Source organism: Streptomyces sp. ME19-01-6, from assembly GCF_033793745.1.
GTDB lineage: Bacteria > Actinomycetota > Actinomycetes > Streptomycetales > Streptomycetaceae > Streptomyces.
Window position 1 is genome coordinate 95,288 of the sequence record NZ_JARAXF010000038.1, and the last position, 15,266, is coordinate 110,553.

Sequence of the window (15,266 nt, forward strand, 5' to 3'; positions counted from 1 at the left end):
AAGGGGTGAGGCGGGTGTGGTCAGGTGATGTCGTCGGCCGCCGGGGAGTCGTCCTGCCCCTCGGCCTCGTCGTCGGGCGCGGGCTCGGCCCGCTCGGGCAGCTCCGCGGCGAGCGCCGCGGCCGCCCGTACCAGCGGCAGGGCCAGCAGCGCCCCCGTCCCCTCGCCCACGGTGACGCCGTGGTCGAGCAGCGGGTCGAGCGCGATCCGGTCGAGCGCCTTCTCCTGGGCCGGCTCGCCGCTGTTCTGCCCGGCCAGCCACCAGTCGGGCGCGCGGAACGCCACGCGCTGCGCGACGAGTGCGCAGGCCGCGGAGACCACGCCGTCGAGGATGACGGGGGTGTGGCGTACGGCGCTCTGGAGCAGGAAGCCGGTCATCGCGGCGAGGTCGGCGCCGCCGCTGGTCGCCAGCAGCTGCAGCTGGTCGCCGAGGACCGGGCGGGCGCGGCGCAGCCCGTCGCGGATGGCCGCGCACTTGCGCATCCAGGCGAGGTCGTCGATGCCCGCGCCGCCGCGGCCGGTGACCACGGAGGCGTCGGTGCCGCAGAGCGCGGCGATCAGGGTGCCGGCGGCGGTGGTGCCGCCGACGCTCACATCGCCGAGGACGACGATGTCCGTGCCCGCGTCGGCCTCTTCGTCGGCGATGGCCATGCCCGCGCGGAAGGCCTGCTCGGCCTCCTCCAGGGTCAGCGCGTCCTCGGTGTCGAGACGGCCGGAGCCACGCCGGACGCGGTGGCGGGTGACCTCCTTGGGGAGGTCGTCGGGGTCGCAGTCCAGGGACATGTCGACGACGCGCACCGGCACGTCGTAGTGGCGGGCCAGGATGGCCACGGAGCTCTCGCCGTCGAGTACGGCGCGTACGAGCCGGTGGGCGGTGCCGGCGGGGCGGGCGGACACGCCGAGCTCCGCGACGCCGTGGTCGCCGGCGAAGAGCACGACCCGCGGCCGCTCGACGGGCTTGACCGGCACCCGCTGCTGGGCGGCGGACAGCCACTCGCCCAGCTCGTCCAGGCGCCCGAGCGTCCCCGGGGGCAGCGTCAGCCGCTCCCGGCGCTCCTCGGCATCGCGCCGGACGCCGCCGTCGGGACGCTCGATCAGGTCGACAAAGTCATCGAGATTCAGACCGCTCACGGGCGGAACCCTACCGGGGGTACGTGGATGGTGTGGCTGGAGTGCGCGACGGGTGCCGGGGGCGCGGCCTCGATACTCAGCCCCGCAGGGGGAGGGCCTGGCCGGCCACGACCAGGAGGACCTGTTCGCACTCGGCCGCGAACGCCGCGTTCAGGCGGCCGAGTTCATCGCGGAAGCGGCGCCCCGACGCGGTGGCGGGGACCACGCCGGAGCCCACCTCGTTGCTGACGGCGACCACCGTGCGGGGGGTGGCCCGCAGGGCGGAGACGAGGGCGTCGACGCGTTCGTGGAGGGCGCGCCTGCCGCCGTGGGTCCAGGTGTCGTCGTCCCAGGCGCCGACGGAGTCCATCGCGTCGGTGAGCCACAGCGCGAGGCAGTCGATCAGCAGCGGCCCGCCGTCCTGGGCGAGCAGCGGCGGCAGGTCGCAGGTCTCGGCGGTGCGCCAGGAACCGGGGCGGCGCTCGCGGTGGGCGGCGATGCGCGCGGCCCAGTCGGGATCGCCGTCGCGGGTGCCCCCGGTGGCGACGTAAAGGACGTCGGGGAGGGCCGCGAGCCGCCGTTCGGCCTCCAGGGACTTGCCGGAGCGCGCGCCGCCCAGGACGAGGGTGCGGCGGGGCAGGTCCGGCACCGCGTGGTACTCGCCGACGACGACCGTGCCGCCGTCCGGCACGGCGCGCGCGCCCGCCGCCGCGAGCCGGCGGTGCAGCTCGGGGCCGGGCGGGACGGTGTGGTCGAGGTGGACGGCGAGGATGTCGGTGGCCGGGCCGGCCGCCCCCGTGGCGCGGAGGTGGGCCAGCGCCCCGGGGCGGCCGAGGACGTCCAGCAGCACCATGTCGTAGGGCTCGGCGGGGGCGGTCAGGCCGGCCGGGGCCGCGCCGGGCGGGAGGTAGAGGAGTCGGGTGGAGTCGGGGCCGGTGACCTCGTAGCCGGTGCCCGGGGAGTCCAGCGGGACGGCCCGCACCCGGTGGCCGCTGATCAGGGCCAGCTCGCGGCCGTCGGGGACCCGGCCCGGCGCGGGCAGGCCGGCGGGGAACTCGACGGCCGGGCCCTCGTGGGGGTGCGAGAGGAGCACCTGGACGACGCCGGTCAGGGAGTATCCGGCGCGCGCGGCGGCGAAGGCCGCGCCGGGGGTGAGGTCGAGGAGCAGCGCGCCGTCGATCAGCAGTGCGGTCGCGGCCCGCGCCTCGTCGCCGACGGCGGCGGCACAGGCCGCGCAGGGGCAGCCGTGGCGGGGAAGCCCGGCGGGGGCTCCAGTGCCCAGGAGAGTGAGTTCCACGCCTCGATCGTCTCGCGTCCCGGTGCGGCGGGCGCGCTTGGGCCGTCCGGTAGGAGGGGGCGCGGGTGAAGGCGGGCGCACTGCCCGGGCCCGCCCCGTCGCGGGACGGTCAAGGTCACCCCGTGGGGAGTGATCAGTCCCCTAGGCTGCGGGGCAGACATCATGTGACCGGCGGGATGGAGGAGGCGGACATGGCATGGACGTGGCGGTTCGAGAAATCCGACGGTACGGAGACGAAGCCCGCGGTGCAGCCCGACGAGTTTCCCACGCAGGGGGACGCCGAGTCGTGGATCGGAGAGGAGTGGAAGGCCCTGCTGGAGGGAGGGGCGGAGCAGGTGATTCTGTTCGAAGACGGATCGAAGATCTACGGCCCGATGAGTCTGCGGGCCGAGTGAGGGTGCGCGGCTGAAGCAGCCGCGCACCCCGCAAAGACGCAGATCAGCCGCGCACCCCGCAAAGACGCAGATCAGCCGCGCACGCCGCAGAGATGCAGCAGCGCGGCCACCGCTCTGTAGGGGTCCGTACGCCCGGCCCGGTCCTCCGCCGCCAGCAGCCGGTCCCAGTCGTCCGGGACCGGTGCGTCGTCGGGGGCCGGGTCGGTGAAGACCCGCACGCCGTACCAGGTGTGGAGCGGCGCGCCGATCGCGGTGAGCGTGGTGGTCAGCGTCTCGCGGCGGTCGGCGCGGGCGGTCAGGCCGATGCGGTTGGTGTACGCGGGGGAGTCGAAGGCGGCGAGTGCGGTGTCCCAGTCCCCCGAGAGCCCCGGCCGCAGCGCGAGCGCGTCGGCGTTGCGGACCAGGAGCGAGAGCAGGCCGCCGGGCGCCAGGACCCGGGCCAGGGCGGCGAGCATCGGGTCCGGCTCGGGCACGTACATCAGCACGCCATGGCACAAAACCACATCAAAGGCGCCCGGCAGGAAGTGCGCGCCCGTGTCCCGGCCGTCGCCCTCGATCAGGCGCATCCGCTCCCGGATGCCCTCGGGCTCGCGCGACAGGGCCGCGCGGACCGCGTCCAGCATCGCCGGATCGGACTCGAGCCCGGTGACCTCGTGGCCCGCCCGGGCCAGCCGGAGGGCCTGAGTGCCCTGGCCGAGGCCGACGTCGAGCACGTGCAGCCGCCGGCCCACCGGGAAGTGGGCCGCGATCCGCTCGTCGAGCTGACGGGCGACCAGCGCCTGCCGGACGGTGTTCCGCAAGGACCCGAGGCCGCTGAGCCAGCCGCTCGCCCCGCCCGCGAAACCGGAAGCCGCCGCGACGCTCAGGGCCGCTCTCCGCGCTTGACCTGCGGCTTGGGCAGCCGCAGTCGGCGCATCTGGAGCGTACGCATCAGGGCGTACGCCACCACGCCGCGCAGGTTCTCGTCGGGGAACCGCTTGCGCAGCTGACGCTTGAGCTGGATACCGAGGACGATGGAGTTGATGACGATCAGCAGGATGACCAGCATCCAGAGCAGCAGCACATAGGTCTGCATGGCCCCGGCCTGGATCATGCTGAGGACCAGGATCACCACGGCCAGCGGCAGGAAGAACTCCGCGACGAAGAAGCGGGAGTCCACATAGTCACGGGCGAAGCGCCGCACCGGACCCTTGTCACGGGCCGGCAGATACCGCTCGTCGCCGCCGGCCAGCGCCTCGCGCTGGCGCGCGAGGTCGGCGCGGCGGGACTCGCGCTGGCGTCGCGAGGCGTCCTTGCGGTTTTTCGGCGAAGAATTCGCCAGGCTGCGGCGCTGCGACTGGGCCTCGCTGCGTTTGGGGGTCGGGCGGCCCTTGGGCGCCTGCGGGTCACGGGTCTGCTGCGGCTGGTCCGCGATCACCTTGGCGGTGGCGGCCTGCTCGTCCTTTGAACGGCTACGGAACACAAAGCCCAAGGGTACGGGTTTGAGGGTGTGGGCCCCAGCCCCAGGGGGAACGATCCGGCAACGGCACCGCGCAACGGCACCGCGCTCTTCCTTCCTCCTGCTCACTCCTCCTTGGGCCGGAGGCGCCCGGGAGCTGATCGTCCTGGAGGAGGAGCGCGAGCGGGTCCGAACAGTGCGGTAATGGAAGCAGGGCCCGTAGGCTGGGTCTGTTGGATGTGCTGGAGCCGGTAGTCCGTAGTCCGTCAGAAGGGGGCGCGCGAGGCCCATGAGCGGTGTCATGAAGCGTATGGGAATGATCTTCCGCGCGAAGGCCAACAAGGCCCTGGACCGGGCCGAGGACCCGCGCGAGACCCTTGACTACTCGTACCAGAAGCAGCTGGAGCTGCTGCAGAAGGTGCGGCGCGGCGTCGCCGACGTGGCCACCTCCCGCAAGCGCCTGGAGCTTCAGCTGGGCCAGCTGCAGGGGCAGTCCGCCAAGCTCGAGGACCAGGGGCGCAAGGCGCTCGCGCTGGGCCGGGAGGACTTGGCGCGCGAGGCGCTGTCCCGCCGTGCCGCGCTGCAGCAGCAGGTCACCGACCTGGAGACCCAGCACCAGACGCTGCAGGGCGAGGAGGAGAAGCTGACGCTGGCCGCGCAGCGGCTGCAGGCCAAGGTGGACGCCTTCCGTACGAAGAAGGAGACCATCAAGGCCACCTACACCGCGGCCCAGGCGCAGACCCGGATCGGCGAGGCGTTCTCCGGCATCTCCGAGGAGATGGGCGACGTCGGCATGGCGATCCAGCGCGCCGAGGACAAGACCGCGCAGCTGCAGGCCCGGGCCGGCGCCCTCGACGAGCTGATGGCCTCCGGCGCGCTCGACGACCCCTCCGGCATGGCCAAGGACGACCTCGCCGCGGAGCTGGACCGGATCTCCGGCGGCTCGGATGTGGAGCTGGAGCTGCAGCGGATGAAGGCCGAGCTGGCGGGCGGCACCCCGCAGCAGGCCATCGAGGGCGGGCAGAAGCAGGAGCAGCCCCGCCCCAATATGGACAAGTAGTCCACCCCGGCCCCGAAGGAGGTCGTCATGATCGTACGGATCATGGGGGAGGGGCAGATGCGGGTGGACGATTCCCACCTGTCCGGACTGAACAAGCTCGACGACGAGCTGCTCGCCGAGGTGCAGAGCGGCGACGAGGAGGGCTTCCGTCGCACCCTCGGCGCGATGCTGGACGCGGTGCGCTCACTGGGTGAGCCGCTGCCCGACGACTCGCTGGAGCCCTCGGAGCTGATCCTGCCCGGCCCGGACGCGACGCTCCAGGAAGTCCGGGCGATGCTCAGGGACGACGGTCTCATCCCGGGCTGAGACGGGGCGTGGTGGCGCAGCGCTTACGGTTGGATGCCGTGACTCCCCTCGCCGTCGGGCCAGGTCTGGCCCGTCCGTACCGCTGGCTGATCGGGCATCCGCGTGCGCTGGACACGCTGCTGGCCCAGATCACCTTCGCGCTGATACTGATCGGCGCGGCGGCCAGCCCGCACACCGGCCACCATCCGATCGGCCCGCTCTTCGTCCTGCTGGCCGCGCTGGCCGCGGGCGCTCTCGTGCTGCGCCGAAGGTTCCCGATCGGCGTCCTCGCGGTCACCGGCGCGCTCACCGTCGTGGAAGTCGTCACCGCCCACGAGGGGCCGCCCCGCACCTCGATCGTGTTCGGCGTCGTGGTGGCCCTGTGCACGGTCGCCGCACGCACCGACCGGCCGACCACGCTGCGGGTCGGCCTCGCCACCGTCGCCCTGCTCACCGGGGCCGCGATGCTCTTCGGGCTGCGCCCCTGGTACGCGCAGGAGAACTTCGGCATCTTCGCCTGGACCGGGCTGGCCGCCGCCGCGGGCGACGCGGTGCGCAGCCGCCGCGCCTATATCGCGGCGATCGAGGAGCGTGCGGTGCGCGCCGAGCGGACCCGCGAGGAGGAGGCCCGCCGCCGGGTCGCCGAGGAGCGGCTGCGCATCGCCCGCGAGCTGCACGACGTGGTCGCCCACCACATCGCGCTGGTCAACGTCCAGGCCGGGGTCGCCTCGCATGTCATGGACAGCCGCCCGGACCAGGCCAAGCAGGCGCTCGCGCACGTACGACAGGCCAGCCGCTCGGCGCTGGAGGAGCTGCGCGCCACCGTCGGCCTGCTGCGGCAGTACGGCGACCCCGCCGCGCCCACCGAGCCGGCCCCGGGCCTCGCGGTGCTGGACCAGCTCGTCGAGGGCTTCGTACAGGCCGGGCTGCGGGTGGAGGTGGAGGCGGTCTCCCGGGACGGGCTCGGCCCGCTGGCGGCGTCCGTGGACCTCACCGCCTACCGGATCGTCCAGGAGGCCCTGACCAATGTGCACAAGCACGCCGGGCCGGACGCGAAGGCCCAGGTCCGTATCGTGCGCACCTCCGCCGTGCTGCTGATCACGGTCGACGACGACGGTCCCTGCGCCGAGCAGCCCCCGGCGGAGGATCCCGGCGGCGGACACGGGCTGATCGGGATGCGGGAGCGGGTCGCCGCGCTGGGCGGCAGCTGCGAGGCGGGACCCCGGCCGCAGGGTGGTTTCCGGGTCCGGGTGAGACTGCCGTTGCAGGCGCGGACAGGGGAACCGCGTGTACAGGGGGGCCAAGGGGGCGAAGGGGAGTCATGACGATCAAGGTGCTGCTGGCCGACGACCAGGCACTGCTGCGCAGTGCGTTCCGGGTGCTAGTGGACTCCGAGCCGGACATGGAGGTGATCGGGGAGGCGTCGGACGGCGCCGAGGCCGTGGAGATCGCCCGCGACAGGGGCGCCGATGTGGTCCTGATGGACATCCGGATGCCCGGCACGGACGGGCTGGCCGCCACCCGCATGATCAGCGAGGATCCGCGGCTCGGGGACGTCCGGGTGGTGATGCTGACGACCTTCGAGGTGGACGAGTACGTGGTGGAGTCGCTGCGGGCCGGCGCGAGCGGCTTCCTGGGCAAGGGCGCCGAGCCCGATGAGCTGCTGGCCGCGATCCGGATCGCGGCGGCGGGGGAGGCGCTGCTGTCCCCGGCCGCCACGAAGGGGCTGATCGCCAAGTTCCTGGCGCAGGGCGGCTCGCGGGACGGGGAGGCCGGCGCGTATGACGCGGCGCGGCTTGACGCGCTGACGGGGCGGGAGCGCGAGGTGCTGGTACAGGTCGCGGGCGGACTGTCCAACGACGAGATCGCGGCACGGCTGGAGGTCAGCCCGCTCACGGTCAAGACGCATGTGAACCGGGCGATGGCCAAGCTCGGCGCGCGCGACCGGGCGCAGTTGGTGGTGATCTCGTACGAGACGGGGCTGGTGCGGCCCCGGGTGTGAGCGGACAGGCCGAGGGCCCGGGGGTCTCGCCCCCGGGCCCTCAGGTGTCTGTTACGTCAGCTGTCCGTTACGGCAGGGCCAGCATGCGCTCGAGGGCGAGCTTGGCGTAGGCCTCGGTCTCCTGGTCGACCTGGATCCGGTTGACGACCTTGCCGGCGGCGAGCGACTCCAGGGACCAGACCAGGTGCGGCAGGTCGATCCGGTTCATCGTGGAGCAGAAGCACACCGTGCGATCGAGGAAGGTGATCTCCTTGTCCTCGCTGGCGAAACGGTTCGCCAGGCGGCGGACGAGGTTCAGCTCGGTGCCGATCGCCCACTTCGAGCCGGCCGGGGCGGCCTCCAGCGTCTTGATGATGTGCTCGGTCGAGCCCACATGGTCCGCCGCCGCCACGACCTCGTGCTTGCACTCGGGGTGCACCAGGACATTGACACCCGGGATGCGCGCGCGGACCTCGTTGACGGAGTCCAGCGAGAAGCGGCCGTGCACCGAGCAGTGCCCGCGCCACAGGATCATCTTGGCGGCGCGCAGCTCGTCGGCGGTCAGCCCGCCGTTCGGCTTGTGCGGGTTGTAGACCACGCAGTCGTCCAGGGACAGGCCCATCTCGCGGACCGCGGTGTTGCGCCCCAGATGCTGGTCGGGCAGGAACAGAACCTTGTTTTGCCGGGGCTCCCCCTGCTCGAAGGCCCAGTCCAGTGCCCGCTTCGCGTTGGAGGAGGTGCAGATGGTGCCGCCGTGCTTGCCGGTGAACGCCTTGATGTCGGCGGAGGAGTTCATGTACGAGACGGGCACCGTCACCCCGGCGACCCCGGCCTCGGTCAGCACGTCCCAGCACTCGGCGACCTGCTCGGCGGTGGCCATGTCGGCCATCGAGCAGCCCGCGGCCAGGTCCGGGAGGATCACCTGCTGGCTGTCGCCGGTGAGGATGTCGGCGGACTCGGCCATGAAGTGCACACCGCAGAAGACGATGTACTCGGCGTCGGGCCGGGCGGCCGCGTCGCGGGCCAGCTTGAAGGAGTCCCCGGTGACGTCGGCGAACTCGATGACCTCGTCGCGCTGGTAGTGGTGGCCCAGCACGAACACCCGGTCCCCGAGCTCGGCCTTGGCCGCGCGGGCGCGCGCCACCAGGTCCGGGTCGGAGGGCGCGGGCAGGTCGCCGGGGCACTCCACGCCGCGCTCGCTCCTGGGGTCGGCCTCCCGGCCGAGGAGGAGCAGGGCGAGCGGTGTCGGCTGGACATCGAGGGGTTGGGCGGTGGTCACGTCACGCACCCTTCTTTCTTCACGGGGGACCCTTAATCGTCAAAATGACGCTATCTATCATATCTGCTTCATGTCAGTTTGACGATGCCCATCGCGTCGATGTGACGCATTCCGGAGCGCGGCGCGTGTGTGCGAGCATGAACAGCGCAGGAAGAAAAGCGCCCGCCCCGGAATGAATCCGGGACGCCGTTGGTTGGAGCCGACGGCAAGCAGTCCGTACGACCCGGGAGAGAAGCAGATGACCGTTCAGGACGAGACCACCGCGAGCGAGGGCATCATCCTGTCCGACGCCGCCGCGTCGAAGGTCAAGGGCCTGCTGGAGCAGGAGGGCCGCGACGACCTCGCGCTGCGCGTCGCCGTCCAGCCCGGCGGCTGCTCCGGCCTGCGCTACCAGCTCTTCTTCGACGAGCGTTCGCTCGACGGCGACGTCGTCAAGGACTTCGGCGGGGTCAAGGTCGTGACCGACCGCATGAGCGCCCCGTACCTGGACGGCGCCTCGATCGACTTCGTCGACACCATCGAGAAGCAGGGCTTCACGATCGACAACCCGAACGCCACGGGCTCCTGCGCCTGCGGTGACTCGTTCAGCTGAGGCGCTTTTCGCACTTCCCGTCACCAGCCTCACCTCGATCAGACGCCGCAGGGGGCGGGCCCGGCCGGGCCCGCCCCCTGCGGCGTTCTCGAGCGCCTCTGCCCTACGTGCGCTTGGGCACGGTCTCGCCGGTCCTGGCGTCCACGACCTTGCGGTCGCCCAGCGGCTTGTCCAGCTCGACCTTCTTCTCGATCTGCTTGGCGATGAGGATGCAGGGCCGGCCCGGGTGCAGCCGCTTGGCCTTGATCTCCAGCTTCACCTGCGAGGAGGACTCCTTGGCGGAGACCGAGTACGACTCGCAGACGCCGCCCCAGAAGCGCACCGTCAGGCTCTTTCCGTCCACGGTGTACGACGTGATGTCCTCGACATGGTCCTTGCCGGGCCCCGTGGACGGGGACGTGCCGGAGGGGGACGGCTTCTTGATGAACTTCGGGTCGACGGCGGGGTAGCTGACCGTGTTCACGGCGTCATCCGCGCTCGACGACCCGATCTGGAAGAGCCAGGACGGCACCAGCGCCCGCCGGCCGTCCACGGAGCGCGCCGCGAGGCCCAGGGTCGCCTTGCGCACCGTGACCGTGTCGGCCTTGGCGCCCTTCGCGGCCTTCTCGGGCTTGTCTGCCTTCTGAGGCTCCGCGGGCCCGCTGTCCGCGCTGTCCGAGGCGGCGTCGCCCTTGTTGAGCTGCTTGATCGCCTCGGCCGCGCCGATCAGCGGATAGGTGTCGTCCTTCGCGGGCTTCGACAGCAGACCGGCGCCGCCGACCAGCTGTCCATCGGCACCCACCTGCAGACTCGTCTGCCAGCCGTGCGTCGGCAGGTCGTCCAGTACCGGGTTCGCCTGTACGACCCGCACCGCGCCGTAGAGCCGCGTCGCGTCCAGCTTCGCGCCGTCCAGCCCCAGCGCGTCCAGCACCGGCTGGGCCGCGCGCTTGGCCCTGGCCTCCGAGACGGCCTTGTCGGATCCCGTGGACCCCTTGTCGCCCTTGGACCCGGACCCCTTGGAGTCGGTGGCCCCGCCGCGGTAGGAGGGGCAGCTCTTGTCGCTCCCCTCGGCGTCGGGGGACTGCGTGTCGGAGGGCTGTGCGCCGGAGCCCGTGTCCGGCGGCTGTACGCAGGAGGTGCCGCCCGGGGACCCGTAAGCCGTGTACGACCAGCCGCCCGGCGCCTTCTGGCTCACCCGGAGCACCGGGCCCATCGCGTCCTTGGCGCCCCCGACCTTCCATACGCCGCCGTCCGCGCGCGGGGACCCCGCCACGTCCAGGGCCTTGGCCAGCCGCGCCACCTCGGCCTTGGAGACCTTGGCGCCGGTCCGGTACACCGACGCCGACTCGGGCCCGTCCGGCAGCTTGCCCGCGGCCTTGTACTGCCGGCCGTACGGGTTCGGCTCGCCCGGCGCGATCCCCACCCGGCCGGGTGATCCGTAACCGTCCAGCGCGAGCGGCTTCGGCGAACCGTCCTTCTGCGCGGCGCCCGGGTCCTGGCCGCCGCCCGCGGCGGTGGAGGCCCAGTACGCCCCGCCGCCACCGGCGAGCAGCACCGCCGCCGCCACCGAGGCGACGGCCAGCGGCGAACGCCGCCGCGGGTGCGGGTTCTCGCCCTCGGGGGTCTGTGGGGTGTCGGTGTCCTCGGTGCTCACCGTTTCGCTCCTTCGGCTCCGCTCTGGCTGTACCGTCCCATCTCTCACGAGGGGACGTCGCTGAGACGGAGCGAAGGGGCGCGTGGTTCCTCCATGCGCCGTAACCGGCTCCGTATGCATCGTGCACGCGGTGAGAAAAGAGCTACTATCGGTTGGTTTCAACCGTTCGTGCGGGGGGTGGCGGAGCCGATAGCGTAAGGCGCGCGCTTCCCTCCGACTTTCCTCCGTCTCCCGCAGGAGCAGACCAGCCGTGCGTATCGCAGTCACCGGCTCCATCGCCACCGACCACCTGATGACCTTCCCGGGCCGCTTCGCCGATCAGTTGGTCGCCGACCAGCTGCACACGGTCTCCCTCTCCTTCCTGGTGGACACCCTCGACGTCCGCCGCGGCGGCGTCGGCCCCAACATCTGCTACGGCATGGGCGTCCTGGGCCTGCGGCCGATCCTGGTCGGGGCGGCCGGCGCGGACTTCGCGGAGTACCGGGCCTGGCTGGAGCGCCACGGTGTGGACACCGACTCCGTCCATATCTCCGAGGTCCTTCACACCGCGCGCTTCGTGTGCACCACCGACGCCGACCACAACCAGATCGCGTCCTTCTACACCGGCGCGATGAGCGAGGCCCGCCAGATCGAGCTGCAGCCCGTCGCCGACCGGGTCGGCGGGCTCGACCTCGTCCTCATCAGCGCGGACGACCCGGAGGCGATGGTCCGCCACACCGAGGAGTGCCGTACGCGCGGCATCCCGTTCGCCGCCGACCCCTCGCAGCAGCTCGCGCGCATGGGCGGCGAGGACATCCGGCTGCTCGTCGAGGGCGCGGACTACCTGTTCACCAATGAGTACGAGGCGGCACTGATCGAGACCAAGACCGGCTGGTCGGCGGACGAGATCCTGGCCAAGGCCGGCACCCGCGTCACCACGCTCGGGGCGCAGGGCGTACGGATCGACCGCGTCGGCGAGCAGCCGATCGTCGTCGGCTGTCCGGAGGAGGAGGCGAAGGTGGACCCGACGGGCGTCGGCGACGCGTTCCGCGCGGGCTTCCTCTCCGGGCTCTCCTGGGACCTCTCCCTGGAGCGCGCGGCCCAGGTCGGCTGCATGCTCGCCACCCTGGTCATCGAGACCCTCGGCCCCCAGGAGTACGAGCTGCGCCGCGGCCACTTCACAGAGCGCTTCGCCAAGGCGTACGGCCAGGACGCGGCCTCCGAGATCCAGCCCCACCTCGCCGGCTGAGGGGCTCCCGGGGGAGATCAGGTCCTACGCCCGGCGGCGGACGCGGTACGCGGTGCCGCGGTCGGCCGGGCGCTCCCCGACGTACTCGTGGCCGCGCATCGCGCACCACGCCGGGATGTCCAGCCGGGCGGCCTCGTCGTCGGCGAGCACCGTGACGAGGCCGCCGACCGGGACGTTCCCGATGACCTTGGCCAGCTCGATGACCGGGATCGGGCAGAGCTTGCCGAGCGAGTCGACCACCAGCTCCGCCTCCTCGCCGCCCGAAGGGCCCGACGCGACGGAACCGGCCGCGGCCGCTTCCTCCCGCTCCGGCGCGCCCAACTGCCCGCGCACCCGGCGCACCACGTCCGGCAGCAGGCCGAGGAAGCGCTCCACGTCCTCCTCGGGCGTCCCCAGCGGCAGCGAGACGCGGACGTTGCCCTCGGACAGCACGCCCATCGCGCGCAGCACATGGCTCGGCGTCAGGGTGCTGGAGGTGCACGAGGAGCCGGAGGAGACGGAGAAGCCCGCGCGGTCCAGCTCGTGCAGCAAGGTCTCCCCGTCGACATAGAGACACGAGAAGGTCACCAGATGGGGCAGCCGCCGCTCCGGGTCGCCGACCACCTCCACGTCGGGGATCAGCCGGGGCACCCGCGTACGGATCCGGTCCACCAGTTCCCGCAGCCGCTCCGCCTCGGCGGCGGCCTCCTCCCGTACGGCGCGCAGCGAGGCCGCGGCCGCCAGGACGGCCGGAATGTTCTCGAAGCCGGGGGCGCGGCCCGACTCGCGTTCGTCCGCCGGGCCGTGGGCGGCGAAGCGCACGCCCTTGCGCACGGCCAGCAGGCCGACGCCCGACGGGCCGCCCCACTTATGGGCGCTCGCGGTCAGCAGCGACCAGTCGCCGGCGACCATGCCCCAGGCCAGCGACTGCGCGGCGTCGACGAGCAGGGGCACGCCCGCCTCCCGGCACTCCGCCGCGGCCTCGGCCACCGGCTGCCGGGTGCCCACCTCGTGGTTGGCGGACTGCAGAGCGGCCAGGGCGGTGGGGCCGGGGGCGTTGCGCAGGGCGGCGGCGTACGCGCCCGGCGCGACGCGGCCGGCGCTGTCCACCGGGACCTCGGTGACCGTGCCGCCGCCGGCCTCGTGGGCGGCCGCCGCGTGCAGCACCGCGGAGTGCTCGACGGCCGAGACGATCAGATGGCGGCCGGCCCGGCGGCGGCCCGCGAGGGCTCCGGCGATGCCGTCGTGCAGTGCGCGGGTACCCGAAGAGGTGAAAGTGAGTTCGTCGGGGCGACAGCCGACGGCCTCGGCCGCCGTCTGGCGCGCGGCGTCCAACAGCAGCCTGGCGCGCCGCCCCTCGCGGTAGAGGCGGGCCGGGTCGGCCCAGCCCTCGTCGAGCGCGGCGAGCAGCGCCTGGCGGGCGATGGGATGCAGCGGGGCGGACGAAGCGGCGTCGAAGTAGGGCACGTACATAAACGCTAGTCGCAGCCCGCGGAACTCGGGTCTTCGCCTCTTCGAGCCCTGTTCGAACGGGTTCCTCCACCTCTTCGGGGAGCCCCCCGGCGCGTTGGGCACCCTCCCCGCGCAGCCCTAAAAGGCGTCCAGTAGGGTTTGCTCCGCATAAACATCCAAACCCCTGCCCGCACCGGGCCGGCGACCGACCAGAGAGACGGCCGCGGCCGTGCGGGCGAGACTCTCGGGAAGGCGCTACGTGAGTCCCAACGGCTCCGACCGCTCGTCGCGGCGCCCGGTGCGGCGGAAGCTGCTGCAGGCGCTGGCCGCGGGCTTGGTCCTGGCGACCGCCACCGGTTGCACATCAAAGGACTTCCCCCGCCTCGGAATGCCCACCCCGGTCACGGAGGAGGCGCCGCGGATCCTCTCCCTGTGGCAGGGCTCGTGGGCGGCTGCGCTCGCCACGGGCGTGCTGGTCTGGGGCCTGATTCTGTGGGCGGTCATCTTCCACCGCCGCAGCAGGACCAAGATCGAGGTTCCGGCGCAGACCCGGTACAACATGCCCATCGAGGCGCTGTACACCGTGGTTCCGATCATCATCGTCTCGGTGCTCTTCTACTTCACCGCGCGTGATGAGAACGAGCTCCTGAAGACCTCCGCGAAGCCGGCCCACGTGATCAACGTGGTGGGCTACCAGTGGAGCTGGGGCTTCAACTACATGGAGAACGTGGACGGCAACCTGTCCACGCCCAAGAAGACCCCCGAGGAGGTCTCCTCGATCCCGGACCGCATGCTCGCGGGCGTACCCAAGGGCGCGGAGGGCGTGTACGAGGCGGGCACCCCCGGCGAGTGGACCCGGGGCAACCCCAGCCCGGGCCCCACCCTGTGGCTGCCGAAGGGCGAGAAGGTCCAGTTCATCCTGACTTCCCGTGACGTCATCCACTCGTTCTGGGTGGTGCCCTTCCTGATGAAGATGGACGTCATCCCGGGGCACACCAACCGCTTCGAGGTGACCCCGAACAAGATCGGCACCTTCATGGGCAAGTGCGCCGAGCTGTGCGGTCAGGACCACTCGCGGATGCTCTTCAACGTCAAGGTCGTCTCTCCGAAGGAATACCGGGCCCACCTGAAGGACCTGGCGAAGAAGGGCCAGACCGGCTACATCCCGGCGGGCATTGAGCAGACGGACGCTGCCAGGAACGCGGAGACCAAGAACCGATGAGCATCCTCAACGAACCCCAGGGTGCCGACGCGGCCGCCGCACACGCGGACGAGCCGCCGGTGCGCCGCAAGCAACCAGGGAACGCCGTCGTCAAGTGGTTGACCACCACCGACCACAAGACGATCGGCACGCTCTACCTCGTCACGTCGTTCGCGTTCTTCTGTATCGGCGGTCTCCTGGCGCTGTTCATGCGCGCCGAGCTGGCCCGCCCCGGTTCGCAGATCATGACGAACGAGCAGTTCAACCAGGCGTTCACCATGCATGGCACGATCATGCTGCTGATGTTCGCCACGCCGCTGTTCGCCGGCTTCGCGAA

At 72.2% G+C, this 15,266-nt stretch carries 16 protein-coding genes; 9 read left to right on the forward strand and 7 right to left on the reverse strand.

The annotated features are described in order from the left end of the window. Window positions 1–20: 20 nt before the first annotated feature. Both cobT and PV419_RS45405 read right to left on the reverse strand, forming a co-directional pair. On the reverse strand, window positions 21–1,121 hold the full coding sequence (gene cobT / locus PV419_RS45400; protein ID WP_319699221.1) for a nicotinate-nucleotide--dimethylbenzimidazole phosphoribosyltransferase: 1,101 nt from the start codon (window positions 1,119–1,121) through the stop codon (window positions 21–23). Between the two features lie 85 nt (window positions 1,122–1,206). Continuing rightward, window positions 1,207–2,406 carry a bifunctional adenosylcobinamide kinase/adenosylcobinamide-phosphate guanylyltransferase gene (locus PV419_RS45405; protein WP_319699179.1) on the reverse strand — a complete coding sequence of 400 codons (1,200 nt, stop codon included), beginning with the start codon at window positions 2,404–2,406 and terminating at the stop codon, window positions 1,207–1,209. A 191-nt stretch (window positions 2,407–2,597) separates the two neighbouring features. Here PV419_RS45405 and PV419_RS45410 point away from each other — a divergent pair, with 191 nt between their 5' ends. After that, complete coding sequence (locus PV419_RS45410) at window positions 2,598–2,801, forward strand: hypothetical protein (RefSeq protein WP_319699181.1); 204 nt, start codon at window positions 2,598–2,600, stop codon at window positions 2,799–2,801. Window positions 2,802–2,872: 71 nt separating this feature from the next. On the opposite strand, the gene PV419_RS45415 is transcribed toward PV419_RS45410, so the two are convergent. Next, window positions 2,873–3,601 (reverse strand): class I SAM-dependent methyltransferase, encoded by a 729-nt coding sequence (locus tag PV419_RS45415; protein ID WP_319699183.1) that lies wholly within the window; start codon window positions 3,599–3,601, stop codon window positions 2,873–2,875. A 62-nt stretch (window positions 3,602–3,663) separates the two neighbouring features. After that, entirely contained in the window at window positions 3,664–4,263 is a 600-nt protein-coding gene (locus PV419_RS45420) for a DUF3043 domain-containing protein (protein ID WP_319699184.1), read from the reverse strand. A 265-nt stretch (window positions 4,264–4,528) separates the two neighbouring features. Here PV419_RS45420 and PV419_RS45425 point away from each other — a divergent pair, with 265 nt between their 5' ends. From PV419_RS45425 to PV419_RS45440, 4 genes are read left to right on the forward strand one after another with little or no spacing between them, the layout of a single operon-like run. Beyond that, a complete protein-coding gene (locus PV419_RS45425; RefSeq protein ID WP_319699186.1) occupies window positions 4,529–5,299 on the forward strand; it encodes a PspA/IM30 family protein in 771 nt (256 codons plus the stop codon). Between the two features lie 27 nt (window positions 5,300–5,326). Beyond that, a complete protein-coding gene (gene pspAA, locus PV419_RS45430; RefSeq protein ID WP_319699188.1) occupies window positions 5,327–5,605 on the forward strand; it encodes a PspA-associated protein PspAA in 279 nt (92 codons plus the stop codon). A 29-nt stretch (window positions 5,606–5,634) separates the two neighbouring features. Further along, window positions 5,635–6,909, forward strand: coding sequence for a sensor histidine kinase (locus tag PV419_RS45435; protein WP_319699190.1), 1,275 nt, complete (start codon window positions 5,635–5,637; stop codon window positions 6,907–6,909). Next, window positions 6,906–7,586, forward strand: coding sequence for a response regulator transcription factor (locus tag PV419_RS45440; RefSeq protein ID WP_319699191.1), 681 nt, complete (start codon window positions 6,906–6,908; stop codon window positions 7,584–7,586). Before PV419_RS45435 ends, PV419_RS45440 begins: the two co-directional genes overlap by 4 nt. Before the next feature lie 67 nt (window positions 7,587–7,653). On the opposite strand, the gene nadA is transcribed toward PV419_RS45440, so the two are convergent. Then, window positions 7,654–8,853, reverse strand: coding sequence for a quinolinate synthase NadA (gene nadA, locus PV419_RS45445; protein WP_319699193.1), 1,200 nt, complete (start codon window positions 8,851–8,853; stop codon window positions 7,654–7,656). Between the two features lie 229 nt (window positions 8,854–9,082). On the opposite strand from nadA, the gene PV419_RS45450 reads away from it, so the two are divergent. Next, entirely contained in the window at window positions 9,083–9,436 is a 354-nt protein-coding gene (locus PV419_RS45450) for an iron-sulfur cluster assembly accessory protein (protein ID WP_319699195.1), read from the forward strand. A gap of 103 nt (window positions 9,437–9,539) precedes the next feature. Here the strand turns inward: PV419_RS45450 and PV419_RS45455 are convergent, their stop codons facing one another. Next, window positions 9,540–11,069 carry a hypothetical protein gene (locus PV419_RS45455; protein ID WP_319699197.1) on the reverse strand — a complete coding sequence of 510 codons (1,530 nt, stop codon included), beginning with the start codon at window positions 11,067–11,069 and terminating at the stop codon, window positions 9,540–9,542. A gap of 250 nt (window positions 11,070–11,319) precedes the next feature. Here PV419_RS45455 and PV419_RS45460 point away from each other — a divergent pair, with 250 nt between their 5' ends. After that, the gene (locus tag PV419_RS45460) at window positions 11,320–12,297 is read left to right on the forward strand and encodes a carbohydrate kinase family protein (protein WP_319699198.1); all 978 of its coding nucleotides are present in this window, start codon (window positions 11,320–11,322) and stop codon (window positions 12,295–12,297) included. 24 nt (window positions 12,298–12,321) lie between these two features. Here the strand turns inward: PV419_RS45460 and PV419_RS45465 are convergent, their stop codons facing one another. After that, window positions 12,322–13,743 carry a cysteine desulfurase/sulfurtransferase TusA family protein gene (locus tag PV419_RS45465; RefSeq protein ID WP_319699200.1) on the reverse strand — a complete coding sequence of 474 codons (1,422 nt, stop codon included), beginning with the start codon at window positions 13,741–13,743 and terminating at the stop codon, window positions 12,322–12,324. Window positions 13,744–13,987: 244 nt separating this feature from the next. On the opposite strand from PV419_RS45465, the gene coxB reads away from it, so the two are divergent. Further along, window positions 13,988–14,950, forward strand: coding sequence for a cytochrome c oxidase subunit II (gene coxB, locus PV419_RS45470; RefSeq protein WP_319699202.1), 963 nt, complete (start codon window positions 13,988–13,990; stop codon window positions 14,948–14,950). After that, a partial coding sequence (locus tag PV419_RS45475; RefSeq protein ID WP_319699204.1) for a cbb3-type cytochrome c oxidase subunit I occupies window positions 14,947–15,266 on the forward strand: 320 nt, incomplete at its 3' end. The genes coxB and PV419_RS45475, both read left to right, overlap by 4 nt.